The organism is Streptomyces clavuligerus, from assembly GCF_005519465.1.
Taxonomy (GTDB): Bacteria; Actinomycetota; Actinomycetes; order Streptomycetales; family Streptomycetaceae; genus Streptomyces; species Streptomyces clavuligerus.
Genome location: NZ_CP027858.1, coordinates 1231170 through 1254627, shown reverse-complemented (window position 1 = coordinate 1254627; position 23458 = coordinate 1231170). Strand labels below are relative to the sequence as shown.

The following is a 23458-nucleotide window of genomic DNA, read 5'->3' as shown; positions in this document are numbered from 1 at the left end:
TTGCCCGGTTTTGAGGAAATGTCATGGGGCTTCTCCTGTCTGGGCTGTGGCATAGCCAACAAAATCCGTCGTCTGTTTGGCGAACCGGAGGTGACGCCCGTAGCGTCGACGCGGCTGTTCGCCCGCTCCACGCCGCGTCCGCGGCACGGACAGCCATCGCCGAGTCCCCACCGGGTGCGAGCCCAGGGGAGCCGGGGACCCACCGTCCCCAGGGGTGAATCGGGCGCCTTCGCACCGCGGAGGGGTCCGTAGGAGACCTTCCTGCTCCGAACCCGTCAGCTAACCCGGTAGGCGAGAAGGAAGGAAAGGATCAGCCTCTTCATGGCGTTGACCCGCTCCACCGGGAAGCACCGCGCCCCGAGCCGTGCGACCCTCCGAGGCGCCAACATCGCCCGCGCGGCCACGCTCGCCACCACGGGCGTCTGCGGCTCCCTCGCCACCCCGGCCCTGGCCGCGGAGAGCACGGCACCGGCCGCGTCCTCCGAGGACACCGGCACCTTCATGATCCTCGCCGCGGACGCCGAGGCCGACTCGCTCGCCGACGAGGTCGCCGACCAGGCCGTCACCCAGAAGCGCGAGGCCATCGCCCGCGAGGAGGCCGCCGAGGAGGCCCGCCGCAAGGCCGAGGCCCGTGAGCGGGAGGCCCAGGAGGCCCGGGAGCGCGCCGCCCGCGAGGCCGAGCGCGAGCGTCTGATGAACACGTATCAGGCGCCCGTCAGCGGCGGGGTCTCCACCGCGTACCAGACCGGCGGCGCCTACTGGTCCTCCGGCAGCCACTCCGGCATCGACTTCCACGCCTCCTACGGAACCTCCGTGGTCTCCGTGGGCGCGGGCACCGTCGTCGAGGCCGGCTGGGGCGGTGCCTACGGCAACAACGTCGTGATCCGGATGAACGACGGCTCGTACACCCAGTACGGCCATCTGGCGGCGGTCCATGTCGCCGCCGGGCAGAGCGTGCTGCCGGGCCAGCAGATCGGTCTCGCCGGGTCCACCGGCAACTCCACCGGCGCGCACCTCCACTTCGAGGCCCGCACCGGCGCCGAGTACGGGTCCGACGTCGACCCGGTCGCGTATCTCCGTTCCCACGGCGTGCACGTCTGACATCTCTCCGCGCGCCGTGCGGCGCGCGCCCGGGGCCCCGTCGCGTATCCACGCGGCGGGGCCCCGGCCGTCCTCCGGCCGCCGTCGCGCGGGCCCGTGCGGCGCTCCTGGCCCCGGGTGCCGCCGGACCCGGTGGCATCCGGCCGCTGGCACGTGTCCCGGGCACTGGCCGGAAGCGAGCGACGCCGCACGCCGTCCCACGGGGAAAGGGGCTCCGCTGCAATAGAGTCGCCGGACGCGCGGCACAGGCGCCGTGCGGCCCCCGGCAGCCGTCCGGCCCGGGGCGCGAGCGGCGGATCACAGCGGAGGTTCGGTCATGCGCGTCCCCGCGCACTCGGTCTGCACGGCGATCCGCGACGACATCGTCTCCGGGGTCTTCCCGCGCGGCGCCAAACTCACCGAGGAGCAGCTCGCCCGCCGCTACGGCGTCTCCCGTATCCCCGTGCGCGAGGCCCTGCGGACCCTGGAGGCCGAGGGGTTCGTGGTGACGCAGCGGCACGCCGGTGCGCATGTCGCGGAGCTGAGCGAGCAGGAGGCCGCGGATCTGCTGGAGGTGCGGATGCTGCTGGAGCCCCTGGGCGCGGCCCGCGCGGCCCGGCGGCGCACCGAGGCCCATCTGCGGGTGCTGCGTGGCCTGGTGCGGCTCGGGCAGGAGCGGGCCCGCCGGGGCCAGGCGGAGGATCTGCGGGCGCTGGGCGGCTGGTTCCACGAGACCCTGGCGCAGGCGTCCGTCAGCCCGGGGCTGATCGCCCTGCTCACCCAGTTGCGGCACAAGATCGCGTGGATGTACGCGGTGGAGCAGCCCGCCGAGCCCGTCGCGTACTGGGCGGAGCACGGCGCGATCCTGGACGCGGTGGCCCGGGGGGACGCGGAGCGGGCGCGGGCCCTGACCGCGCTGCACGCCGAGCGGAACGCCGGGGCGCACCGGCTGCGGACCTCCCACCCGGTCCGCCCGCCCCGCCGCGGGCTGGCGCCCGCCCGCCCCTGAGGCGGGGAGAGGGGAACGGGGAAACGGTGGCGCGGGCGGGTCGCGGCGGCATGGAACCGCGCCGCGAAGGGGTGGGCCGAGGCGCGGAAGGCGGGCGGCGGAGGCGCGAGAGGCCGCGGAACCTCGCCGCCTGCCGCCCCGGGCCCGCGCACGGATCGTCGCGGAGACACGAAAAGGCCGCGGACCCCGGTGTCGTGTCGTCACGGGAAGTCCGCGGCCCCTGAGCGGTGCCGGACGGGTCAGACCGTCTCCGGCAGCTCCTCCAGGCCCTCGGCCACCAGCTTGGCCAGGCGGTCGAGCGCGGCGTCCGCGCCCTCGGCCTCGGAGGCCAGCACGATCTCCTCGCCACCCCGGGCGCCCAGGCCGAGCACCGCCAGCATGGAGGCGGCGTTGACGGGGTTGCCGTCGGCCTTGGCGATGGTCACCGGCACGCCGGACGCGGCGGCGGCGCGGACGAACAGGGAAGCGGGTCGGGCGTGCAGGCCCTCGGCCCAGCCGACGTTGACACGGCGCTCAGCCATGGTGGTGCCCTTCGGGGGGAAATGGGTTGTCTAGACCAGTGTGCCATGGTACGGGCCCCGCCCCGTGCCGTCCGGGGGCGAACCAGCCGCGCCGACGGGGCCCCCAGGGAGCCCCGGATGGCCCCCGCCACCCCGGCCGGCCGTTCCGACCTCGCCTTTCTCCTCCCGCAGAGCTTCGTGACCGCTCCGACCGCCGTACGCTTTCGCCATGCGCACCCGGCCGGAACAGACCTATCCCGACCACTGGGAGGCCGATGTGGTGCTGCGCGACGGCAGCACCGCGCGTATCCGGCCGATCACGCCCGATGACGCCGGGCGGCTGGTCAGCTTCTATGAACAGGTCTCGGACGAGTCCAAGTACTACCGGTTCTTCGCGCCCTACCCCCGGCTGACCGACAGGGACGTCCACCGCTTCACCCACCACGACTACGTGGACCGCGTGGGACTCGCCGTCACCGTCGGCGGGGAGATCATCGCCACCGTCCGCTACGACCGGATCGACGGCCTCGGACGCCCCGCTTCCGCCCCCGCCGAAGAGGCCGAGGTCGCCTTCCTCGTCCAGGACGCGCACCAGGGGCGCGGGGTCGCGTCGGCGCTGCTCGAACACATCGCGGCGGTGGCACGGGAGCGGGGGGTGCGGCGGTTCGTGGCGGAGGTGCTGCCCGCCAACACCAAGATGATCAAGGTGTTCCGGGACGCCGGGTACACCCAGCGGCGCAGCTTCGAGGACGGCTCCGTCCATCTGACGCTCGATCTGGAGCCCACCGAGAAGTCGCTCGCCGTCCAGCGGGGCCGGGAGCAGCGCGCCGAGGCCCGCTCCGTGCAGCGGCTGCTCGCACCCGGCTCGGTGGCGGTCATCGGCACCGGCCGCGCCTCCGGCGGCATGGGCCGCACCGTCCTGCGCAACATCCTGGACTCCGGCTACAGAGGCCGTCTCTACGCGGTGAACCGCGCCTTCGGCGGCGGCCGGACCGAGGTGGAGGGCGTGCCCGCGTTCCGTTCCGTCGCGGAGATCGCCGCCGCGACGGGGGAGGCCGTCGACCTCGCCGTGGTCGCCGTACCGGTGGAGCGGGTGCCCGAGGCCGTCGCGGACTGCGGTGAGCACGGGGTGCGCGGACTGGTGGTGCTCACCGCCGGGTACGCCGAGAGCGGCGCGGAGGGACGGCGGCGGCAGCGGGAACTCGTCCGCCGCGCCCGCTCGTACGGGATGCGGATCATCGGCCCCAACTCGCTCGGCATCATCAGCACCGCCGACGCGGTACGGCTGAACGCCTCGCTCGCCCCCGGGTCGCCCGCGCCGGGGCGGATCGGGCTCTTCACCCAGTCCGGTGCGATCGGGATCGCGCTCCTGTCGGAGCTGCACCGCCGGGGCGCCGGGCTCTCGACGTTCATCTCGTCGGGGAACCGCGCCGACGTCTCCGGCAACGACTTCCTCCAGTACTGGTACGACGACCCCGACACCGATGTGGTCCTGATGTACCTGGAGTCGATCGGCAACCCGCGCAAGTTCACCCGGCTCGCCCGGCGTACGGCGGCGGTCAAGCCGCTCGTGGTCGTCAAGGGCGCCCGGCACAGCGGCAGCGAGCCGCCCGGGCACGCCGTCCCGGCCACCCGGATCCCGGACGCGGCGGTCGGGGCGCTGCTGCGGCAGGCCGGGGTGATCCGTGTGGACACGGTCACGGAACTCATCGACGTGGGACTGCTGCTCGCCGGTCAGCCGCTGCCGGCCGGGCCGAGGGTGGCGATCCTCGGGAACTCCGAGTCGCTGGGGCTGCTCACCTATGACGCCTGTCTGACGGAAGGACTGCGTCCGCAGCCGCCGCTCGACCTGACCACGGACGCCACCCCGGCGGACTTCCGGGCGGCGCTCGCCCGGGCCCTCGCCGACGACGGCTGCGACGCGGTCGTGGTGACCGCGATCCCCTGGGTGGGCGAGCACGGGGCGACGGAGTCGGGCGACGGCGAAGTGCTGGCGCGGGCGCTGCGGGCCGCGGTCGCGGAGTCGGGCCGGACGAAGCCGGTCGCGGTGGTCCACGTGGAACTCCGCGGCCTCGCCGAAGCCCTGGCGGCCGTCCGCGGCTCCACCGACGACGCGCCCGCCCCGCCCGGTGACGGCGGCTTGGTGGGGGAGGTGCGGCGGTCGGGTGCCCCCGGTGCTTCGGTATCCGCCCCGGAGGCCCGTGGCTCCGGCCTGCCGTCGGCCGCGGGACGGGCTCCCGCTCCCGGTGGCCCGGTGCCGTCCGCTCCCGGTGCCCGGCCGTCCGTGCCGCCCGGTGGCGGTCCCGCTCCGTCGTCGGACGGGTCCGTGCCCGGAGCGGACGCCCGGTCGGGCGGGGCGGCCGCGCCGGTGTCCTCGGCGCGCGGTGACGGCGGCCCGGTGCGGGAGGTCCGGTCGTCCGGTGGCGGTCCCGGTCCGTTGTCGGGCGGGTCTCCGCGGGGCGGCGGGGAAGGCGTCCCGGTGTCCGGGGTCCCCGGGGAGCCGGTGCACGGGGCGGACACCCCGTCGGGTGGCGCGGCGGTGTCCGTTCCCGGCGGTGGGCCGGTGCCGACCGGTCCGGAGGTTCCGGTGTCCGCCGCGCCGGGCGCTCCGGCATCCGCCCCGGAGGCTCGCGGCTCCGGTCTGCCGTCGTCCGCTCCCGGTGCCGGGCCGTCCGTGCCGCCCGGTGATGGTTCCGGTCCGCTGTCGGGCGGGTCTCCGCGGGGCGGCGGAGAAGGCGTCCCGGTGTCCGGTTCCTCCGAGGGGTCGGTGCACGGGGCGGATGCCCGGTCGACGGGGGATGGCGGGGCGGTGTCCGTTCCCGGCGGCGGCCCTGTGCCGCCCGGTGCGTCCGCCGCGCGCGGTGACGGCGGCCCGGTGCGGGAGGTCCGGTCGTCCGCCCCGTCCGGTGGCGGTTCCGGTCTGTCGTCGGGCGGGTCCGTGCCGGAGGCCGGCGCCGGGCCGGGCGAGTGGGACGGCGGCGGGCGGATTCCCGGGTATCCGGCGGCCGAGCGGGCCGTCCGGGCGCTGTCCGAGGCGGTGCGGTACGCCCGCTGGCGGCGGCAGGCGGCCGAGCCGGGGCGGGTGCCCGAGTTCGAGGACATCGACGAGGTGGGCGCGGCGGCGCTCATCGAGCGGCTGCTCGACGAGGACGGCAGCGGCACCCTCCCCGCGGCGGACGCCCACGCCCTCCTCGGCCGGTACGGCATCCGCGTCCGCGCCGCCCTGCCCGCCCCCGGCCCCGACGACGCCGCCGGGGCGGCGGCCCGGCTCGGCTACCCCGTCGCGCTCAAGACCACCGCGCCCCAGCTCCGCCACCGCCCCGACCTCGGCGGCGTCCGCCTCGACCTCGCCGACGAGGCACAGCTCCGCCTCGCCTACCGCGAGCTGACCGAACAGCTCGGCCCGCCCGACGCGCTGCGCCCCGTGGTCCAGTCCATGGCCCCCCGGGGCGTCGACACCGTGGTCCGCGCGGCCGTCGATCCCGCCGTGGGCGCCGTCCTCTCCTTCGGTCTCGCGGGAGCCGCGTCCGAGCTGCTGGGGGACACCTCCCACCGGCTCGTCCCCGCCACCGTCCGGGACGCCGCCGAACTCGTCCGGGGCATCCGGACGGCTCCCCTCCTCTTCGGCTGGCGCGGCTCCGCCCCCGTCGACACCCCCGCGCTCGAAGAGCTGCTGTTGCGGGTATCACGACTGGTGGACGGCCACCCGGAAGTGGTCTCGATCAGTCTTGAACCCGTCGTCGTGGCGCAACGCGGACTCTCCGTGCTCGGTGCCTCCGTCCGGCTGGCCCCCGCCGCCACCTTCACTGACCTGGGGCCGCGCCGTCTCCCGAGCTACTGAGCACTCCTGGGCGATGTGAGCGCCCGGCGCCCCCGGGGCCCCGTAGGATGGACCGCATGGCGAAGACCGGTACGACGACCCAGGGGCTGCGCGCGGCGATCGAGCGCAGCGGCTACTACCCGGCTCTGGTGGCCGAGGCGGTGGAGGCCGCTGTCGGCGGAGAGCAGATCGGGTCGTACCTGGTGCACCAGGAGACCACCTTCGACGCCAACGAGGTACGCCGCCATGTGACCGTCCTCGTCCTCACCGGCAACCGCTTCATCGTCAGCCACACCGATGAGCAGGCCGCCGACTCCAGCTCCCCGACCCCGTACGCCACCACCTCCACCGAATCGGTGAAGCTGGACCGGATCTCCTCCGTCGTCGTCAGCAGAGTCGTGGCCAACCCCGAGGCGTACACACCCGGCACCCTGCCCCGTGAGGTCGTGCTCACCATCGGCTGGGGCGCGGTCTCCCGGCTCGACCTGGAGCCCGCCGCCTGCGGCGACCCGAACTGCGAGGCCGACCACGGCTACACCGGCAGCTCCACCGCCGACGATCTGAGCCTGCGGGTCAGCGAGGCCGGCGACGGCCCCGACACCGTCCGGCAGACCCTCGCCTTCGCCCAGGCGCTCTCCGAAGCCACGGCGGCCACGGCGACCCCGTCCGGCGCCACCCGCTGATGGTCCAGCCCGCCACCCCCGCCGCCGTCTGGCCGGACGAGCCCGAACCGCTCGCCGTCGGCAGCGCCCCCGTACCCGCGTACGGACGGGGCTCGCTCGCCGATCTGCTGCCGACCCTCGCGGCCGGACTCGGCGTCCCCGGCCTGGAGCCGCTCATCGGCGAGCTGACCCCCGCCGACCGCAACTGCGTCTTCCTGATCGACGGCCTCGGCTGGGAGCAGATCAGGAACCACCCCGCCGACGCGCCCTATCTCACCTCGCTGCTGCCCACCTCGTGCGGCGGCACCGGGCGGCCGATCACCGCCGGGTTCCCCGCCACCACGGCCACCTCGCTCGCCTCCGTCGGCACGGGGCAGCACCCCGGCGCCCACGGTCTCGCCGGGTACACCGTCCGCGACCCGGCCACCGGGGAGCTGATGAACCAGCTCCGCTGGCGGCCGTGGACCGATCCGCACACCTGGCAGCCGTACCCGACCGTCTTCCGGCTCGCCCACGCGGCCGGGGTGCACACCGCGCAGGTCTCGTCCCCGATCTTCGAGGACACCCCGCTCACCCAGATCGCCCTCAGTGGCGGAACGTTTCTCGGGCGCCTCGGCGGCGAGGAACGCATGGACCTCGCCGCCGAGCAACTGGCCGCGGGGGATCGTTCCCTCGTCTATACGTACTACAGCGAGGTCGACGGCAAGGGGCACCGGTTCGGTGTCGACTCGGACGCCTGGCGGGGCCAGCTCGCGTATGTCGACCGGCTGGTGCAGCGGCTCGCCGAGCAGTTGCCGCCCCGTTCCGCGCTCTATGTCACCGCCGACCACGGCATGGTCGACGTCCCCTTCGACGAGGAGTCGCGGATCGACTTCGACGAGGACTGGGAGCTGCGGGCGGGCGTCGCCCTCCTCGGCGGTGAGGGCCGGGCCCGGCATGTGTACGCGGTCCCCGGCGCCGAGTCCGATGTGCTGGCGGTCTGGCGGGAGGTCCTGGGCGACCGCTTCTGGGTCGCGAGCCGGGCGGAGGCCATCGCCGCGGGCTGGTTCGGGCCCTCCGTGGACGAGCGGGTCCACGGCCGGATCGGCGATGTGATCGCCGCCGCCCGGGACGACGTGGCGATCACCGCCTCCGTCTCCGAGCGCCATGAGTCCGCGATGGTCGGGCTGCACGGCTCCATGACCCCGGCCGAGCAGTTGGTGCCGCTGCTTGAGGTCCGCGCTTAGGTGTCCACCGTCCGTTCCTAGGCCCGCACCGCGCCGCCCGCTGTCCGTCGCCCGCTGTCGTCCGCCCGCCGTTCCGTGCTGTCCGTCCGCACCGCCCCCTGACCCCGAAAGGTCTCAACCCCCCATGTCCGAGCTGGTGTTCTTCTCCGGAACGATGGACTGCGGAAAGAGCACCCTCGCTCTTCAGATCGAGCACAACCGCTCCGCCCGGGGCCTCCAGGGAGTGATCTTCACCCGGGACGACCGCGCGGGCGAGGGCAAGCTGTCCTCCCGGCTCGGCCTGGTCACCGACGCCGTCGAGGCCGGGGAGAGCTTCGACGTGTACGCCCATCTCGTGGACCGGCTCTCCCAGGGCGGGCGCTGCGACTACGTCATCGCCGACGAGGCCCAGTTCTTCGCGCCCGAGCAGATAGACCAGCTCGCGCGGGTCGTCGACGATCTCGGTCTGGACGTCTTCGCCTTCGGTATCACCACCGACTTCCGCTCCAAGCTCTTCCCCGGGTCGCAGCGGCTGGTGGAGCTGGCCGACCGGATCGAGGTGCTCCAGGTGGAGGCGCTGTGCTGGTGCGGGGCGCGCGCCACCCACAACGCCCGTACCGTCGGCGGGATGATGGTCGTCGAAGGGGCCCAGGTCGTGATCGGCGACGTCGACGCCATTGACGAGGTGGGGTACGAGGTGCTGTGCCGGCGTCACCACCGCCGGAGGATGACCGCCGCGAGCGCGCGTGCGGCGGCCCTCTCGCCCGATGTGCTCCCGGTCGACGCCCCGGCCCCGGTCGCCGCCGCGTCCGGTGCGGTCCGGTCCGTCGCCGCCACCTCCGGCGGCCCCGTCGGCTCCGTCAGCCGCCCGACCGTACGATCCTGAACATCGCGCCCTCCCGGTCGGCCACCGTCGCCGTCCGCCCGCGCGGCCCGTCCTCCGGCGCGTCGACCACCCGTCCCCCCAGCTCGGTCACCCGGCGCGCGGCCCGGTCGGCGTCGTCGACCTCGAACGAGATCATCCAGTGGCTGCCCCGCCCCTGGGGCAGCCGCCCGAGCCCGTGCACCACCGCCACCGGACGCCCGTCGATCCGCAGCGTCACCCGGTCCGCGCCCGAACCGCCCCCGGGGGAACGGGCCTCCTCCACCTCGTAGCCGAACGCCGTCTCATAGAACTTGCGCACCGCGGCGGACTCCACCGTCAGCAACTCGTGCCAGACCGGGGTGCCATGGGCGCCGCGCACCGCCGTGCCCGGGAGCGCCCCCTGCTGCCACATCCCGAAGATCGCGCCCACCGGGTCGGCGACGATCGCCAGCCGGCCCGCGTCCCCCGCGTCCAGCGGACCGACCGCGACGGTGGCACCGCTGCACCGGGCCGTCTCCGCGCAGGAGTCCGTGGAGTCGGTGGCCAGATACGGGGTCCAGGACATCGGGGCCTGCCGCCCCCGGGGAAGCTGCCCGAGACCGGCGACGTCCTTGCCGTCGAGCCGGGCGCGCACATAGGGGCCGAGCGGTTGGGGACCGGGGCTGAAATCCCAGCCGAACAGCTCGTGGTAGAAGGACTGGGTAGCTTCCAGGCGGTGCACCATCAGGCTCGCCCAGCAAGGCGTGCCGGGGGTGTGCCGAGTCGCCTCGGTCATCGTCACTCTCTCCTCGGACCATCGTGGTGGCCGTGCGGGGGGACGGGGTGCGCGTGCCGTCGTGCGGGCCGTGCGCCCCCGAGCCGCATGCTTCCATGCCGCCGACGTCCGGCGCGCCCCGGCCGCGCCGTTTTTGGCGGGTTCCCGTTGAGCGGTGCGGGTCTCACGGCGGCACAGGCGGGAGATTCAGGGGAACGGGCCGGCTCAGGGCGGGCGGCGGACCCCGCGGACCCCGTGGTCACGGCGGTGCACCGGCCGCACGGCGGCACTCCCGCGAGGGGTGGCCCGGGGCGGGCACGGACGGACGAGAACCGGTCGCCCGGGTCCCCGGCCGGGGCGGCGTGGGCGAGGATGGGGCCATGAACGCCATCAGCCCGATCATCTCCGCCGACGAACTCGCCGACGCGCTCGCGGGGCCCCGGCCACCGGTCCTCCTCGACGTCCGCTACCGGCTCGGCGGGCCGAACGGCCGCCCCGAGTACGAGGCCGGGCACATCCCCGGCGCGGTCTTCGTCGACCTGGACAAGGAACTGGCCGCACCGCCCGGCGCGGGCGGCCGGCACCCCCTGCCGGACCCGGAGGTGTTCGGGGCCGCGATGCGCCGGGCCGGGGTCCGCGCCGACTCGCCCGTGGTCGTCCACGACGCGGACAAGGGGTGGGGCGCGGCCCGTGCCTGGTGGCTGCTGCGCTGGGCGGGACACCGGGACGTCCGGGTCCTGGACGGCGGCCTCGGCGCCTGGACCGGACCGCTGGAGACCGGGACGGGACGACGGTCCGACGAGGGCGACTTCACCCCCGCGCCGGGCGCGCTGCCGCTGCTCACCGCGGACACCGCCGCCGCGTGGGCGCGCGAGGGGCTGCTCCTCGACGCGCGGGCGGGCGAACGCTACCGGGGCGAGGTCGAGCCGATCGACGCGGTGGCCGGTCACATCCCCGGCTCCGTGTCGGCGCCGACCGACGGGAACCTGGACGAGCACGGACGGTTCCTGCCTCCCGCGACCCTGCGCGAGCGGTTCACGGCGCTGGGCGCCGAGAGCGACGAGGTGGCCGTCTACTGCGGCTCGGGCGTATCGGCCGCCCAGCAGGCCATCGCCCTGGAACTGGCGGGCTTCGTCCCCGCGCTCTACGCGGGCTCCTGGTCCGAGTGGTCCCGCGACCCCGCCCGCCCGGTGGCGACGGGTCCCCTGCCGGGCTGATCCGGCCGCGCGTCCGCCGTGCTGCGGCCGGTTCCGGGCCGGACGCGCGGCACGGGTGGTGCCGTCGTCCGTGCGCCGGGCCCGGCAGCCGGGCCTGCCCGGCCCGGTGCCCCGGGGCCGTGTGCGCACGGACGTCCCGGTCCGGCATCCCGGCCCGTCGTCCGGCCGCCCCGCCTGCGTGTCCCGGCCCGGTCCTGTGCCGCCGGGTGGGAGGGGGTGACGACATGTCGAGCCCTCCCACCCGGCGCGGTCACCGCTCCCGCCGGCGGGCGATGATCCGTACCCCTCCCGGATCGTCCGGCCGCCGTCCGGCCGCCGGTTCCCCGTGCCCCCCGGCGGCCCGCGGACAGGTCCGTACGGCCGGCACACGGACCGCGGGCCGCCGCCGGTTCACCCTCCCGTCGCCGGGCCCGCCGCGCCGCGGCCCCGGTGATCGCGGAGGATGGGGACCACACGGACCGACGGAGAGGAAGGCGGAGACGACGATGACGGCGGACACCCCCGTCGCCGGGCGGCCCCCCGGACAGCGGCCGCGCTGCCTCGTCACCGGAGCGACCGGCTACATCGGCGGCCGACTGGTGCCGGAACTGCTCGCCGCGGGCCACCGGGTGCGCACCCTCGCCCGCAGCCCCGAGAAACTGCGGGACCACCCCTGGGCCGCGGACGTGGAGAGCGTCCGCGGCGACGTCCTCGACGCCCGTTCCGTCCGCACCGCCCTCACCGGTGTCGACGTCGCCTACTACCTCGTCCACTCCCTCAACACCGGCCGGGACTTCGAGCGCACCGACCGCGAGGCCGCGCGGATCTTCGCGGCGGAGGCCCGCGCCGCCGGGGTGCGGCGCATCGTCTACCTCGGCGGACTCACCCCCGCGGGGGTGCCCGAGCACCGGCTCTCCCCGCATCTGCGCTCCCGCGCCGAGGTCGGCAGGATCTTCCTCGACGGGGAGGTCCCCACCGCGGTGCTGCGCGCCGCCGTCATCATCGGCTCCGGCTCCGCCTCCTTCGAGATGCTGCGCTACCTCACCGAACGGCTGCCGGTCATGGTCACCCCGAGCTGGGTGCGCACCCGCGTCCAGCCCATCGGCGTCCGCGACGTGCTGCGCTACCTCCTCGTCTGCGCCACGCTCCCCGACGACGTGCACCGCGCCTTCGACATCGGCGGCGCCGACGTCCTCACCTACCGGGAGATGATGCGCGGCTACGCGGCCGTCGCCGGGCTGCCCCGCAGGCTGATCGTGCCGGTCCCGGTGCTCACCCCCCGGCTGTCCAGCCACTGGGTGGGCCTCGTCACCCCCGTCCCGCACTCCGTGGCCCGCCCGCTCACCGAGTCACTGCGGTACGAGGTGGTCTGCCGCGAGCACGACATCGCCCGCTGGGCCCCCGACGGCCCGGGGCGTCCGCTCGGCTTCCGGGGCGCGCTCACCCTGGCGGTCCAACGGGTCCGGGAGGCGAACGTCGTCACCCGCTGGTCCTCCGCCGCCGTGCCCGGCGCGCCCAGCGACCCCCTGCCCACCGACCCCGACTGGGCGGGCGGCAGCCTCTACACCGACCGCAGGGAACTGCCCGTCGACGCCTCGCCGCAGGCGCTCTGGCGGGTCATCGAGGGCATCGGCGGCGACAACGGCTGGTACTCCTTCCCGCTCGCCTGGGCCGTGCGCGGCTGGCTGGACCGCTTCGCGGGCGGGGTCGGGCTGCGGCGCGGACGGCGGGACGCCCAGCGGCTGCGGGTCGGCGACTCGCTCGACTTCTGGCGGGTGGAGGAGATCGAACCGGGCCGGCTGCTGCGGCTGCGCGCCGAGATGCGGCTGCCCGGCCTGGCCTGGCTGGAGCTGTACGCCGACCGGGACGCCGAGGGCCGCACCCGCTACCGGCAGCGCGCGCTCTTCCACCCCCGGGGGCTGCTGGGGCACGCCTACTGGTGGAGCGTGGCCCCGTTCCACTCGGTCGTCTTCGGCGGGATGGCCCGCAACATCGCCCGCGCGGCCGTCAGACGCGGGGAGGGAGCCTGACACCGCTGACCGGCGGCTGACCGGCGGCCGTCCGGCGGTGTCAGGCGCGCAGCGCGAGCCGCGCCAGGACCCGCTTGCCCACCGGTTCGCGCCGTGCCTCGAAACTCTCGCTGAGCGCCAGCACGATCTCCAGACCGTGCCGCCCGATCCGCTCGGGGCCGCCCGCGGCACCGACCACCGGCAGCGCGGGACTGGCGTCCCGCACGGTGATCTCCAGCACCCCGCGGCTCACCTCCAGCTCCAGCAGACAGGGGCCGGGCGCGTACTTGCAGGCGTTGGTGACCAGTTCGCTCACCACGAGCTGCGCGGTCCGCACCGCGTCCGCGGGCACGGCCACGCCCGGCCGGGCCCGTGTCCGCCGCAGGAAGTCCCCGGTGAACCGGCGCGCGTCGGCGATGCTCGACGGCGCTCCCTCGTAGCAGACGGCGGCCCAGGGCACGGTGTGCCACCCCTGTGCGCCGCCGTGCCGGTCGATCAGTCCGGTCCGATGATCCATCCGTTCCACACCCCGTTGTCGATCCCGCCGCACGCGTTCCGCCGTACGACGGGGCTCGCCTACCCCGGTCCGGGGCGCCCACTCCTGCGCGGGGCGGACGGGACCGACGGGGACGACCCGAGGAGATGGGGAAGGGACGGACGGGGCGGGGCCTCAGGCGCGGGAACGTTCCCACGCGCCGAGGAGGCCGGGCCGCGCCGGGCTCAGGCGTCGGCCGGGAGCCCCGCCCAGTCCTGGCGGCGGACCTCGTAGCAGGCGACGGCGAGCGCGGTGGCCACGTTCAGCGAACCGACCCGGCCGAGCTGCGGGATGAAGGCCACCGCGTCGCACATCCCCAGGGCCTGGGGCGAGATGCCGTGGTCCTCGTTCCCGACGGCGATGCACGTGGCCCCGGAGAGGTCCGCCTCGTGCAGCGGCACGGCCTCGTCGGCCAGTTCGAGGCCCACGAGCCGATAGCCGTCGGCCCGGACCCGCTCCACCGCCTCGGGCAGGGTCTCGAAGGTCTGGACGTCCAGATAACGGTCCGTGCCCATGCAGATCTTCTGGGCCTTGGCGTTGCGGGGGGAGGCGGTGTTCCCGGCGAGGTAGAGCCGTCCGACGCCCAGCGCGGCGGCGGTGCGCACGATCGAGCCCACGTTGAACGGCGACTGGACGTTCTCCAGCAGCAGCGCGACCTCCGCCGAGCTCTGCCGCTTCCAGGACCGGTGCAGTCGCTTGAGTTCGGTTCCCCTGAGCTGGTGCATGTCTCTCAATCCTGTGAGGAGCGGTCGGATGACTTCTGGACCTCAAGCAGCCGGTAACCGCGGTGGGACAGCAGCCGGGCCGCCGGGAGGCCCTGCGCGTCCAGCCACTTCGCCAGGGAGTCGGAGCCGAGGTGCTTCTGCACCACCAGATAGGCGGTGCCGCCGTCCTGGAGCAGCGGGAGCCAGCGCAGCAGCATGGCGTGCATCTCGGCCTTGCCGATGCGGATCGGCGGGTTCGAGTAGATCGTTCCGAAACGGACGTCCTCGGGCACCTCGTCCGGCAGGCAGGCCGTCACATTGCCGAGCCGCGCCGTCTCCGCGTTCTCCCGCACCAGGCCGAGCGCGCGCTCGTTCACGTCGACGGCCCACACCCGCAGCCGCTTGCGCCGGGTGGCGAAGGTCAGTGCGATGGGGCCGTAGCCGCAGCCCAGATCGAGGATGTCGCCGCGGTTCCTCGGCAGCGGGGCGTTCTCCAGCAGCACCTTGGTGCCGGGGTCGAGCCGGGAGTGGGAGAAGACGCCGGAGTCCGTCCGCAGATCGAGCTGCACGTCCTCCAGCTCCACCCGGACCTGTCCGGGCCGTGAGGCCACCCCGGGATCTGCCGAGAAATAGTGCTGTCGGCCCTGCTCGGCCACCTCGATCAACTCCTCTCCGGTTACGCACAGTGATCGAGGGAGGGAGTCGCTGTGCCGCGTCAGTTTACCGCTTCACCGCACGCCCCTTTGCGCCCCGTACGCCCCCGGACCTCGGGGGAGGTGGCCTCCCGGGCCGTCACCGACCGCCAAGGGGGCTACGGGCCGTGCGGGTCGTGTGTCCGGGCGCGCGGGTCCGCCTCCCGCGGTGCTCTCCGTGCGCTCTTCGCCGGGGCGATCACCGAGTGTTCTCCTTGACCTCCGGTCGGCGGCCTTCCCATACTCGGGCGGGTTTGGCGGTCGGCCGAGGTGAGGCGACCGCCGGTCATTCGGGGAAAGGCGGAGTGGTATGGGCAGGCGTTGGGGAATCGGGGCGGCGTGCGCCGCGGCGATCGTCATGGCGGCGCCGAGCGCGGTCGCGGCCGGGCAGGCGGGGGTCATGGCGCCTCCCGGGACGATGACGGCGGAGAAGTTCGGCGCGGCGCAGTTCGGTATGACGAGCGCGCAGGTGATCAATGCCATCGGCGCGGAGTCCTGTGAGGGGTGGCCGACGGGGCCCGCGATGAAGACCGCCACGTGCTGGAGCTCCAAGAGGTGGTGGGACGGGTACGCCTACGCCCATCTGACCTTCACGAACGACAGGCTCACCCACAAGGGCCAGGACGGCCTCATCGTCCCGGCCGCCCCGTCCATGACGCTGGCCAAGTACAACCGGGTCACCACAGGGATGACGGTGGATCAGGTCATGGCCGTCGTGGACCGGAAGTCCTGTGCGAAGAAGCGGGAGGCGTACCCCGCGTACCCCTCGCAGGCGGGCCGTGAGGAGTCCTATACGTGCGACTCCGCCCGCTCGTACCTCGCCTACGCCTATTTCCTCTTCACCGACGGGGCTCTCGTCTCCAAGGGGAAGACCGACCTGCTGACGTAGGTCCGGCCCGCCGCCCGGTCCGGGTGTCCGTCCCGAAGGCCCCTCCTGGTGAGGGGCCTTCGTGTTGCCCACGTCACGTCCGCGTCCGGGACCTCGGACTGGCTAAATGAAAATGATTATCGTTAGATGGTGGCCGTCCCATCCACCCTGGGGCGTTCGACGGCAGCGGGGGCCGATCCCCCCTGCCCGCGCCCGGACAAGGAGACGTGCCCGTGGACCCGCACATATCCGAGGCGATCGGCCGACCGGACCTGATCCGCCTCGACGACGGCGTGGTCTGTCTGCGCTTCGAGACGATGAAGGTGGTCTCCGCCCTCGCGGCGGTCAGACATCTGCTGTCCACCGGGGCCGTCCGCCCCGGGGACACCCTCCTCGACAGCAGCAGCGGCATCTACGCCCACGCCCTCGCGCTCGCCTGCCACCGCTACGGCCTGCGCTGCCACATCGTCGGCTCCACCACGGTCGACCGGACCCTCCGCGCCCAACTGCGCATCCTCGGCGCCCGGCTGGAACAGATGGAGCCCACCCCCGATCTCAAGCTGGACCAGCGGCGGCGGGTCGCCCGGATCCGGGAGATCCTGGCCGAGCACCCCGAGTACCACTGGATGCGCCAGTACCACGACGACATCCACTGCCTCGGCTACCGGGCCGTCGCCGACCGCGTCCACGAGAGCTGCGGCGGGCGCCCCCTCACCCTTGTCGGGGGCGTCGGCTCGGGGGCGTCCACCGCCGGGCTCGCCCGGCGGCTGCGCGAGCGGACGTCCGGGGTGCGGCTGGTCGGCGTCCAGCCGTTCGGGAGCGTGACCTTCGGCGCCGAGCAGGTGCCCGACCCGGAGATCATCATCGCCGGGATCGGCAGCTCCATCCCCTTCGGGAACGTCGACCACACCCTCTACGACACCGTCCACTGGGTCGGATTCACCGCCGCCCGCGCGGGCAGCGTGGCCCTCCTGCGCGACCACGCCGTCTTCGCCGGACTCTCCACCGGCGCCGCCCATCTCGCCGCCCGCTGGGAACGCGGCCTCGCCCCGGACCGCACCGTGGTGTTCATCGCCCCCGACACCGGACACCGCTATGTCGACGCCGTCTTCGCCGACGCGCCCATCGGCGACCCGTCCTTCGCCGACGCCGACGCCGACCCCGTGCCCCCACCGGCGTACGCCCCCCATGAGGCCGCGGGCCCCGACGACCTCGTCATGCCCTGGACCCGCCTGGAGTGGAACCGCGCCTGCGCCCCGCCGGAGGGCGACGGCACCGCGGAACGCCACCTCGCCACGGCCTCCCGGCCCCTCTGAGCCGCCGGCCCCATGCCCCAGCGGACCCGAAAGACCCACCGGATTCAGCAGACCCAGCAGATTCAGCAGATTCAGCAGACTCATCAGGCCCAGCAGGCTCAGGACTCCCGGACGAACGACGCACCGCCGGAACGGGGAACCGCGCCGCACGCCTCCCGGATCGCGGCGGGCCCGGCGGCGGTCACCGTCCTCGCCGCCGGACTCTGCGCCGCCCTCGCCCTCTCCGTCCTCCTCGCCATCGGCCTCGGCCCCGCCGCCATCGGCCCCGGTGACACCGCCCGCCATCTGTGGGCCGCCCTCACCGGAGGCGTCGTCCCCGCCGCCGATGTGCCGGAGTACCAGATCATCTGGGAGATCCGCACCCCGCGCGTGCTGCTCGCCGCCCTCGTCGGCGCCGGTCTCAGCGCCGTGGGCGTCGCCGTGCAGGCCCTGGTGCGCAACGCCCTCGCCGACCCCTTCGTCCTGGGCATCTCCTCCGGGGCCTCCGTCGGCGCGGTGAGCGTCACCGTCACCGGAGGGCTCGCCGGGCTCGGCCTCCACGCCATGTCCGCGGGCGCCTTCGCCGGGGCGCTGCTCTCCGCCGTCCTCGTCCATCTCGCGGCGGTCCGCGGCGGCGGCCTCTCCCCGCTGCGGCTGGTCCTCACCGGGGTCACGGTCTCCTTCGGCCTCCAGGCCGTCATGAGCCTCATCGTGTATCTCGCGCCCGACAGCGAATCCACCAGCACGGTGCTGTACTGGACGATGGGCGGCTTCGGCGCCGCGAGCTGGAGCGCCCTCCCCGTCGTCGCGGTGGTCGTGGCGGCGGGAGTCGCCGTCCTCCACCGCATGGGCCAGGGCCTGGACGTCCTGGCCCTCGGGGACGAGACCGCCGCCAGCCTCGGCGTCGCCCCGGACGCCTACCGCCGCCGACTGCTCCTCCTCGCCTCCCTGATCACCGGGGTGACGGTCGCCGCCAGCGGGGCCATCAGCTTCGTCGGCCTGGTGGTGCCGCATGTGACCCGGCTGCTCGTCGGCGCCGTGCACGCCCGGGTGCTGCTGATCGCGCCCCTGGCCGGGGCCCTCTTCATGGTCTGGGCCGATCTGCTGGCCCGCACCCTGGCGGCCCCGCGCGAACTGCCCCTCGGTGTCATCACCGCCCTGATCGGCGTGCCCGTCTTCATCGCCCTCATGCGCCGCGGGACCTATGCGTTCGGAGGACACTGACATGACGCCCGAAGACCCGGTATCCGAAGACCTCGTGACCGAAGACCCCCCACCGGGTGCGGAGCTGACACTCGACCGCCTCGGTGTCACCGTCCGGGGCCGCGCCCTCGTCCGCGAGCTGTCGCTGCGGGCGGGGGCCGGAGAGGTCGTCGGCCTGGTCGGCCCCAACGGCAGCGGCAAGTCCACCGCCCTCCGCTGTGTCTACCGGGCGCTGCGGCCCACCACCGGGGCCGTCCGCGTCGACGGCACCGACCTGCTCGCGCTGCCACCGCGGCGGAGCGCCCGGACGGTCGCCGCGCTCACCCAGGACCCCGCCGTCGACCTGGACTTCACCGTCGAGGAGCTGATCGCGCTCGGCCGCGCCCCGCACCGGCGGGCCCACCGGTCCCGGGGCCCCGCCGCCGAACAGGATCTCCTGGAGCGGGTGATGGACCTGCTGGACGTGCGCCATCTCGCCGGACGGGGCGTGCTCGGCCTCTCCGGCGGCGAGCGGCAGCGCGTCCTCATCGCCCGGGCCCTGGCCCAGGAGCCCCGGGTGCTCGTCCTCGACGAGCCGACCAACCACCTGGACATCCGGCATCAGATCAGGTTGCTGAGGCTGCTGCGCGAACAGTCCTTTCTGACGGTTCTCGTCGTCCTCCACGACCTCAATCTGGCCGCCGCCGTGTGCGACCGGCTGGCCGTCCTCAGCGAGGGACGGCTCGTCGCCCAGGGCACGCCGTCCGACGTCCTCACCCCCGGTCTCCTGTGGGACGTCTTCGGGGTGACGGCCACCGTCGTACGCCACCCCGCCACCGGAGCACCCCAGTTGCTCCATGATCTCGGCCCCCGGTCCTGAACCACCGCACCACCCTGTGAGGAGAGTCCGAACGTGTCCCCGACCGCCCCGGCCCCACGCCGTCCCCGCCCCGGCCTCCACCGCCGCTCCCGTACCCTCACCGCTCTCACCGCCCTCGCCGCCACCCTCGCGGTCGCCGGCTGCGGCGCCGATGTCACCTCCGGCGCGGAGGAGGAGAAGCGGGTCACCGTCAAGCGCTGCGGCGAGCCCGTCCCGTACACCGTTCCGCGGCGCGCCGTCGCGTACGAGGGCGGCAGCGCGGACAAGCTCTTCAGCCTCGGCCTCACCGACCACGTCCTGGGGTATGTCATGCCCCCGGCGAACCCATCGGTGCGGACGTCGCCCTGGGCGAAGGAGTACGCGAAGGTCCGCAAGCTCAGCGACGATCTGCTGAACAAGGAGGTCGTCGTCTCGCACCGGGCGGACCTCGTGGTCGCGGGCTGGAACTCGGGCTTCAGCGACCAGCGCGGCATCACGCCCGCGATCCTGGACAAGCTCGGCATCCAGAGCTTCCTGCACACGGAGAGCTGCTTCAACTACCCGGGCCACCCGGAGCGGGCCACCCCGTTCAAGGCCCTCTACACCGATCTGGAACGGCTGGGGCGGATCTTCCGCGTCGAGAAGCGGGCGGACGAGGTCGTCGCCGGGCTCAAGCGGCGGGTCGCCGCCGTCGAACGGGAGACCGCGCGCGCCGGAGGCGAGCCGCTGCCCGTGTTCCTCTACGACTCGGGCACCGACCAGCCGTTCACGGCGGGCAACCAGGTCCCGCCGCACGACATCATCAGGTCGGCGGGCGGCCGGAACGTCTTCGCGGACCTCGACGCCCGCTGGACCCAGGTGGGCTGGGAGGCCGTCACCCGCTCCGCACCCGAGGTGATCATCATCCTGGACTACGGCGACCAGCCCGCCTCGGAGAAGATCGAGTTCCTGAGGACCTCGCCCCGGACCCGGGCGCTGCCCGCCGTGCGGAAGAACCAGTTCTTCGTCCTCCACTACAACGAGGGCATCAGCGGTCCCCGCAATGTCGACGGCCTGGAGAAGTTCGCCGCGTACCTGACGTCACTGCGTCGCTGACAACTCCGCTGCGGCACGGTGCTTCCGCGCCGTGTCGCCGGAGCCCCGCTTGCCCGGTGGGCCCGCGCGGGGGTTCGTCGGCTTGCGCGTGAGGTTTTCCGTTGGGTGCGGGGTCCGTCCTCAAACGCCGGACGGGCTTGTTTTGCTCGGGTCACCCGTCGGGTGCGGGGGTGGGGGCCTCCGGGCTCGACTCCTCAGGGCCGGCAGACCGGACGTCCGATGTCTGGACGCGGGTGATTCTCCGCCGGTCCCTTCCGGGGACGACCCTGCACCCCCCACCACGGGGAGACGGCCCACCCCGGTGCGGGGGGCTTCTGTCAGGTGGGGAGGTGGAGTGTTTTGAGGTCGCTGGCGACTCCTGAGGCGATTATCCCCACGGATATGGCCCACAGCGACAGAATCATGATGGATCCCAGCAGGGAGGCTTTCCTACTGCGGCGGTGCATCGGGTTCCTCCGGCTGGGCGGTGGCCGCAGGGGTCTTCTCCCGCAGGGCGGTGAGTACGGGAGCCTTTTTCTTGAGCTTGCAGTCGGGGCGGGGGCAGGCGCAGGGTCCGAAGTCGAGCGGATTGAACTCCGGACCTCGGTCATACGGCCGACTCATGGTCAACCTCCGTGGACGTGCTGGCGGAACGACGGTCAGGTCCCCCGGGAGCAGCTTCCGTGCCGGTCGGCGAACGGTGGTTTCGACCGACGTCCGCCGGAACGGGGGAGTCCCGCCCGCCATGGTCTGGGCCATGGCGGGCGGAGGGACGGCGGTGGCGTTTGCCTGCGGCTAAAGGTTGCCGGGGTCGGACCCCGACTCGCGGAACCAGTTCACCAGCTCCGTCGCGTCGGCCATCTCCTCGTCGGATGCCATGAGGTGGTCCATTTTTCCGGCGCGCAGAGTGTTCGCGAAGACGGTGAAGGCGACCCGGGCGACGACGATGACGCGCTCGGGGACCACGCAGTCGTAGATCCGGATCATGCGCAGTTCGCAGGGTCCTTCAGGGGCTTCTTCGGCGTGGAGCGACATGGGTGTTCCTTTCGGAAACGGCGGGGCCGCCCTTGTCAGGTGGGGACACAGAGGTTTTCGAGTTCCTGCGCAATCACGGCGACGAGTATCCCCACGGCGAGATATCCCAGAGACAGGATCACCAGGGCAATTGCTATGGAAAGCTTGGACTTTCGGGGTCGCACGGAAAGCCTTTCGATTCCAGTGAGTGTGGAAGGGGCCCCGGCCGTTCCTACGGGGGCTGAGGACGACCGGGGCCAGGGAGCACGGCAGGCGGGTTGCGCGCTCCCTCTTCCCTCTGCCCGGTGAGACGGGCCAGAGGGGCTTGATGGGGTCCGGTCGGCGTTTCGAGGGGATACCGCGCGGCCGGACCCCTGCCACCACCCATGGGCGATGAACCCGGTGGTGGGGCCTCTCAGCGCTGCGGAGTGGTCACACGGGGAGGGTGATCTCCGCGCCGCTGAGAGGAGTCTCAGATGGGCCCCTGCCCGGCGTCGGCGATAACCAGCAGAGCCAGCAGGACCCCGCAAGAAATCCAGCTACCGCCGAAGATGCGGGAGACGCCTATCGATCGGAGAAATCTCATGACTGCATGCTCCGAAAAGGGTCTTGGTTCCTTTCGGCCACCTTGTCGGACAGGGTGGCCCGGGTGACGTCGTCGGGTTGTGCGGTCCAGGTGCGGCCCCCGCGGGAGGGCTGGAGGATGAAGCGACCGTCATCGGTGTCGCCGACGACGAACCCCAGTCGTCCCGTGGCGGTGTCCCGGGCCAGTGCGCCGCCCCACCTCAGGTCGCGGTAGTCGGCCAGCAGCTCCGGCAGGAGTGCGATGGTGTCGGCCGACGGGCGCCGGAACGGGCCGCGTGCCACGCCCTCCGGCAACACGATCTCGGGCGGGACGGACCACTCCTCCGGGAGCTGGACAGCCCCGTCGACGCGGGCGGGACAACGGGGCTGCTGTGGCAGGCAACTTGAGGGATCTTGTGCAGCACGCACGGTCGCTCCTCTCCGTAGCGGAATCGCTACCAAGGGGATTCAGGGTGACCTAGAGTTGGCACGTCTTCAACTTGTCCCAAGATCATGAGGACTTAAGAGGGAGCATGTATCGACGAGAAGTAGATCCGAAGTCGTCACCCTTGGCCGCCTTTGCTGTGCAACTCCGCAGCTCACGTGAGGCGCGAGGGTGGATTCAGGATGAATTGGGCGAACGTATGGGCTACTCGGGAACACACATCTCCGCCGTAGAAACGTGCCGCAGATCCCCATCCCGTGACTTCGCTCAGGCGGCTGACGCTGCCCTTGGCACAGGTGCGACGTTCGACGTCATGTGGCAAGCGATCCAAGACACAGTGCTGTTGGAGGGGTTCCCGGAGTACCTACAGCACGAGATGAAAGCCGTACGTCTACGGACGTTTGAGCTTGGCGTGATTCCGGGCGTGTTTCAGACACCCGGGTACGCCGGAGCATTGGCACGGGCAGATGTCGAGCGGGGCAGCATCACGCCAGAGCTAGCCACTGAGCGAGTCGCGCTCTTGGCGAAGCGCCAGAAGCGGCTTCTCCGGCACCGTGACGCCCCACTCGTGTACGCGGTACTAGACGAAAGCTGCGTCCGCCGCGTGGTCGGTGGGCGCGACGTGATGGCCAACCAACTGGATCATCTGGTCAGCGTCTCAACCCTGCCGTCCGTGACGCTTCAACTTGTCCCGTACGCCCTTGGGCACCTTCGTCCCCTGCTGCTCCCTGCGGTGCTGCTAACCATGCAGGATCGAACGCTCGTTGGTTACACGGAGTCCGCAAGTCGCGGGTACCTAGAACGGGATGACGGTCTCCTTGACCGGTGGGAGAGGGCCTACGATCAGTTGCAGGCGGGCGCGCTGTCCCCGGCGTCCTCCCGTGACCTGATCAGTGATGTTCGAAGGGAATTCCAATGAGCGTTGACCCGACCCCGGCCCAGTGGGTCAAGTCGTCCTACAGCCAGCAGGGGGGCAACTGTGTTGAGTGGGCGCCTGCCGCCGTCTCGACTTTGGGTGTCGTCCCGGTCCGGGACAGCAAGCGTGCCGACGGGCCCGTCCTCACAGTGACCCCGCAGGCGTTCACCGGACTCGTTGCGCTCGCCCTCGCCGCCGACCTGTAGGCAG

At 73.3% G+C, this 23458-nt stretch carries 23 protein-coding genes and 1 riboswitch; of the genes, 15 read left to right on the top strand and 8 right to left on the bottom strand.

Translation table 11 applies throughout. The annotated features are described in order from the left end of the window. Positions 1-147: 147 nt before the first annotated feature. Positions 148-308, top strand: a riboswitch (cyclic di-AMP (ydaO/yuaA leader). Between the two features lie 13 nt (positions 309-321). Together CRV15_RS04985 and CRV15_RS04980 are read left to right on the top strand one after the other, a co-directional pair. Further along, positions 322-1101 (top strand): M23 family metallopeptidase, encoded by a 780-nt coding sequence (locus CRV15_RS04985; RefSeq protein ID WP_003962119.1) that lies wholly within the window; start codon positions 322-324, stop codon positions 1099-1101. A 316-nt stretch (positions 1102-1417) separates the two neighbouring features. Continuing rightward, positions 1418-2089: a GntR family transcriptional regulator gene (locus tag CRV15_RS04980; protein WP_003962120.1), complete on the top strand. Its 672-nt coding sequence runs from the start codon at positions 1418-1420 to the stop codon at positions 2087-2089. A 239-nt stretch (positions 2090-2328) separates the two neighbouring features. Here CRV15_RS04980 and CRV15_RS04975 read toward each other — a convergent pair whose 3' ends face one another. Continuing rightward, positions 2329-2610, bottom strand: coding sequence for an HPr family phosphocarrier protein (locus tag CRV15_RS04975; RefSeq protein WP_003956131.1), 282 nt, complete (start codon positions 2608-2610; stop codon positions 2329-2331). Between the two features lie 208 nt (positions 2611-2818). Here CRV15_RS04975 and CRV15_RS04970 point away from each other — a divergent pair, with 208 nt between their 5' ends. The 4 genes from CRV15_RS04970 to CRV15_RS04955 all read left to right on the top strand — a co-directional run bounded on the left by CRV15_RS04970 (position 2819) and on the right by CRV15_RS04955 (position 9162). Next, entirely contained in the window at positions 2819-6430 is a 3612-nt protein-coding gene (locus CRV15_RS04970) for a bifunctional GNAT family N-acetyltransferase/acetate--CoA ligase family protein (protein WP_003962121.1), read from the top strand. 47 nt (positions 6431-6477) lie between these two features. Then, positions 6478-7092, top strand: coding sequence for a DUF5998 family protein (locus tag CRV15_RS04965; protein WP_003962122.1), 615 nt, complete (start codon positions 6478-6480; stop codon positions 7090-7092). Next, on the top strand, positions 7092-8297 hold the full coding sequence (locus tag CRV15_RS04960) for an alkaline phosphatase family protein (RefSeq protein ID WP_003962123.1): 1206 nt from the start codon (positions 7092-7094) through the stop codon (positions 8295-8297). Before CRV15_RS04965 ends, CRV15_RS04960 begins: the two co-directional genes overlap by 1 nt. Before the next feature lie 124 nt (positions 8298-8421). Continuing rightward, positions 8422-9162, top strand: a complete 741-nt coding sequence (locus CRV15_RS04955) for a thymidine kinase (protein ID WP_003962124.1) — start codon at positions 8422-8424, stop codon at positions 9160-9162. Here CRV15_RS04955 and CRV15_RS04950 read toward each other — a convergent pair. Then, positions 9137-9916 (bottom strand): VOC family protein, encoded by a 780-nt coding sequence (locus tag CRV15_RS04950; RefSeq protein WP_003962125.1) that lies wholly within the window; start codon positions 9914-9916, stop codon positions 9137-9139. The genes CRV15_RS04955 and CRV15_RS04950 overlap by 26 nt on opposite strands. A gap of 359 nt (positions 9917-10275) precedes the next feature. Between CRV15_RS04950 and CRV15_RS04945 the strand changes: the two genes are divergently transcribed. Then, positions 10276-11112, top strand: coding sequence for a sulfurtransferase (locus tag CRV15_RS04945; RefSeq protein ID WP_003962126.1), 837 nt, complete (start codon positions 10276-10278; stop codon positions 11110-11112). A 485-nt stretch (positions 11113-11597) separates the two neighbouring features. Continuing rightward, on the top strand, positions 11598-13121 hold the full coding sequence (locus CRV15_RS04940; protein WP_003956137.1) for an SDR family oxidoreductase: 1524 nt from the start codon (positions 11598-11600) through the stop codon (positions 13119-13121). Positions 13122-13161: 40 nt separating this feature from the next. Here the strand turns inward: CRV15_RS04940 and CRV15_RS04935 are convergent, their stop codons facing one another. The 3 genes from CRV15_RS04935 to CRV15_RS04925 form a co-directional block, all read right to left on the bottom strand. Further along, positions 13162-13617 carry an ATP-binding protein gene (locus tag CRV15_RS04935; RefSeq protein WP_003962127.1) on the bottom strand — a complete coding sequence of 152 codons (456 nt, stop codon included), beginning with the start codon at positions 13615-13617 and terminating at the stop codon, positions 13162-13164. 203 nt (positions 13618-13820) lie between these two features. Next, the gene (locus CRV15_RS04930) at positions 13821-14360 is read right to left on the bottom strand and encodes an RNA methyltransferase (protein ID WP_003962128.1); all 540 of its coding nucleotides are present in this window, start codon (positions 14358-14360) and stop codon (positions 13821-13823) included. Between the two features lie 5 nt (positions 14361-14365). Then, on the bottom strand, positions 14366-14995 hold the full coding sequence (locus tag CRV15_RS04925) for a class I SAM-dependent methyltransferase (protein WP_003956140.1): 630 nt from the start codon (positions 14993-14995) through the stop codon (positions 14366-14368). Positions 14996-15341: 346 nt separating this feature from the next. Between CRV15_RS04925 and CRV15_RS04920 the strand changes: the two genes are divergently transcribed. The 5 genes from CRV15_RS04920 to CRV15_RS04900 all read left to right on the top strand — a co-directional run bounded on the left by CRV15_RS04920 (position 15342) and on the right by CRV15_RS04900 (position 20330). Further along, complete coding sequence (locus CRV15_RS04920) at positions 15342-15920, top strand: BLIP family protein (protein ID WP_003962129.1); 579 nt, start codon at positions 15342-15344, stop codon at positions 15918-15920. A gap of 212 nt (positions 15921-16132) precedes the next feature. Beyond that, the gene (locus CRV15_RS04915) at positions 16133-17215 is read left to right on the top strand and encodes a pyridoxal-phosphate dependent enzyme (RefSeq protein WP_003956143.1); all 1083 of its coding nucleotides are present in this window, start codon (positions 16133-16135) and stop codon (positions 17213-17215) included. A 12-nt stretch (positions 17216-17227) separates the two neighbouring features. Further along, positions 17228-18418: a FecCD family ABC transporter permease gene (locus CRV15_RS04910; protein ID WP_003956144.1), complete on the top strand. Its 1191-nt coding sequence runs from the start codon at positions 17228-17230 to the stop codon at positions 18416-18418. A 1-nt stretch (position 18419) separates the two neighbouring features. Beyond that, entirely contained in the window at positions 18420-19256 is an 837-nt protein-coding gene (locus tag CRV15_RS04905) for an ABC transporter ATP-binding protein (RefSeq protein WP_003962131.1), read from the top strand. Positions 19257-19289: 33 nt separating this feature from the next. Further along, complete coding sequence (locus tag CRV15_RS04900; protein WP_003956146.1) at positions 19290-20330, top strand: ABC transporter substrate-binding protein; 1041 nt, start codon at positions 19290-19292, stop codon at positions 20328-20330. 429 nt (positions 20331-20759) lie between these two features. Here the strand turns inward: CRV15_RS04900 and CRV15_RS35835 are convergent, their stop codons facing one another. From CRV15_RS35835 to CRV15_RS04890, 3 genes are all read right to left on the bottom strand, one after another. Next, positions 20760-20933 (bottom strand): hypothetical protein, encoded by a 174-nt coding sequence (locus CRV15_RS35835; RefSeq protein WP_009997757.1) that lies wholly within the window; start codon positions 20931-20933, stop codon positions 20760-20762. A gap of 171 nt (positions 20934-21104) precedes the next feature. Next, the gene (locus tag CRV15_RS04895; protein WP_003956148.1) at positions 21105-21344 is read right to left on the bottom strand and encodes a hypothetical protein; all 240 of its coding nucleotides are present in this window, start codon (positions 21342-21344) and stop codon (positions 21105-21107) included. 561 nt (positions 21345-21905) lie between these two features. Continuing rightward, positions 21906-22316, bottom strand: a complete 411-nt coding sequence (locus tag CRV15_RS04890) for a hypothetical protein (RefSeq protein WP_003956150.1) — start codon at positions 22314-22316, stop codon at positions 21906-21908. A gap of 104 nt (positions 22317-22420) precedes the next feature. On the opposite strand from CRV15_RS04890, the gene CRV15_RS04885 reads away from it, so the two are divergent. Beyond that, entirely contained in the window at positions 22421-23251 is an 831-nt protein-coding gene (locus tag CRV15_RS04885; RefSeq protein WP_003962132.1) for a helix-turn-helix domain-containing protein, read from the top strand. Further along, positions 23248-23454 carry a DUF397 domain-containing protein gene (locus tag CRV15_RS04880; RefSeq protein ID WP_003956152.1) on the top strand — a complete coding sequence of 69 codons (207 nt, stop codon included), beginning with the start codon at positions 23248-23250 and terminating at the stop codon, positions 23452-23454. The genes CRV15_RS04885 and CRV15_RS04880 overlap by 4 nt, the downstream gene beginning before the upstream one ends. Positions 23455-23458 lie beyond the last annotated feature (4 nt).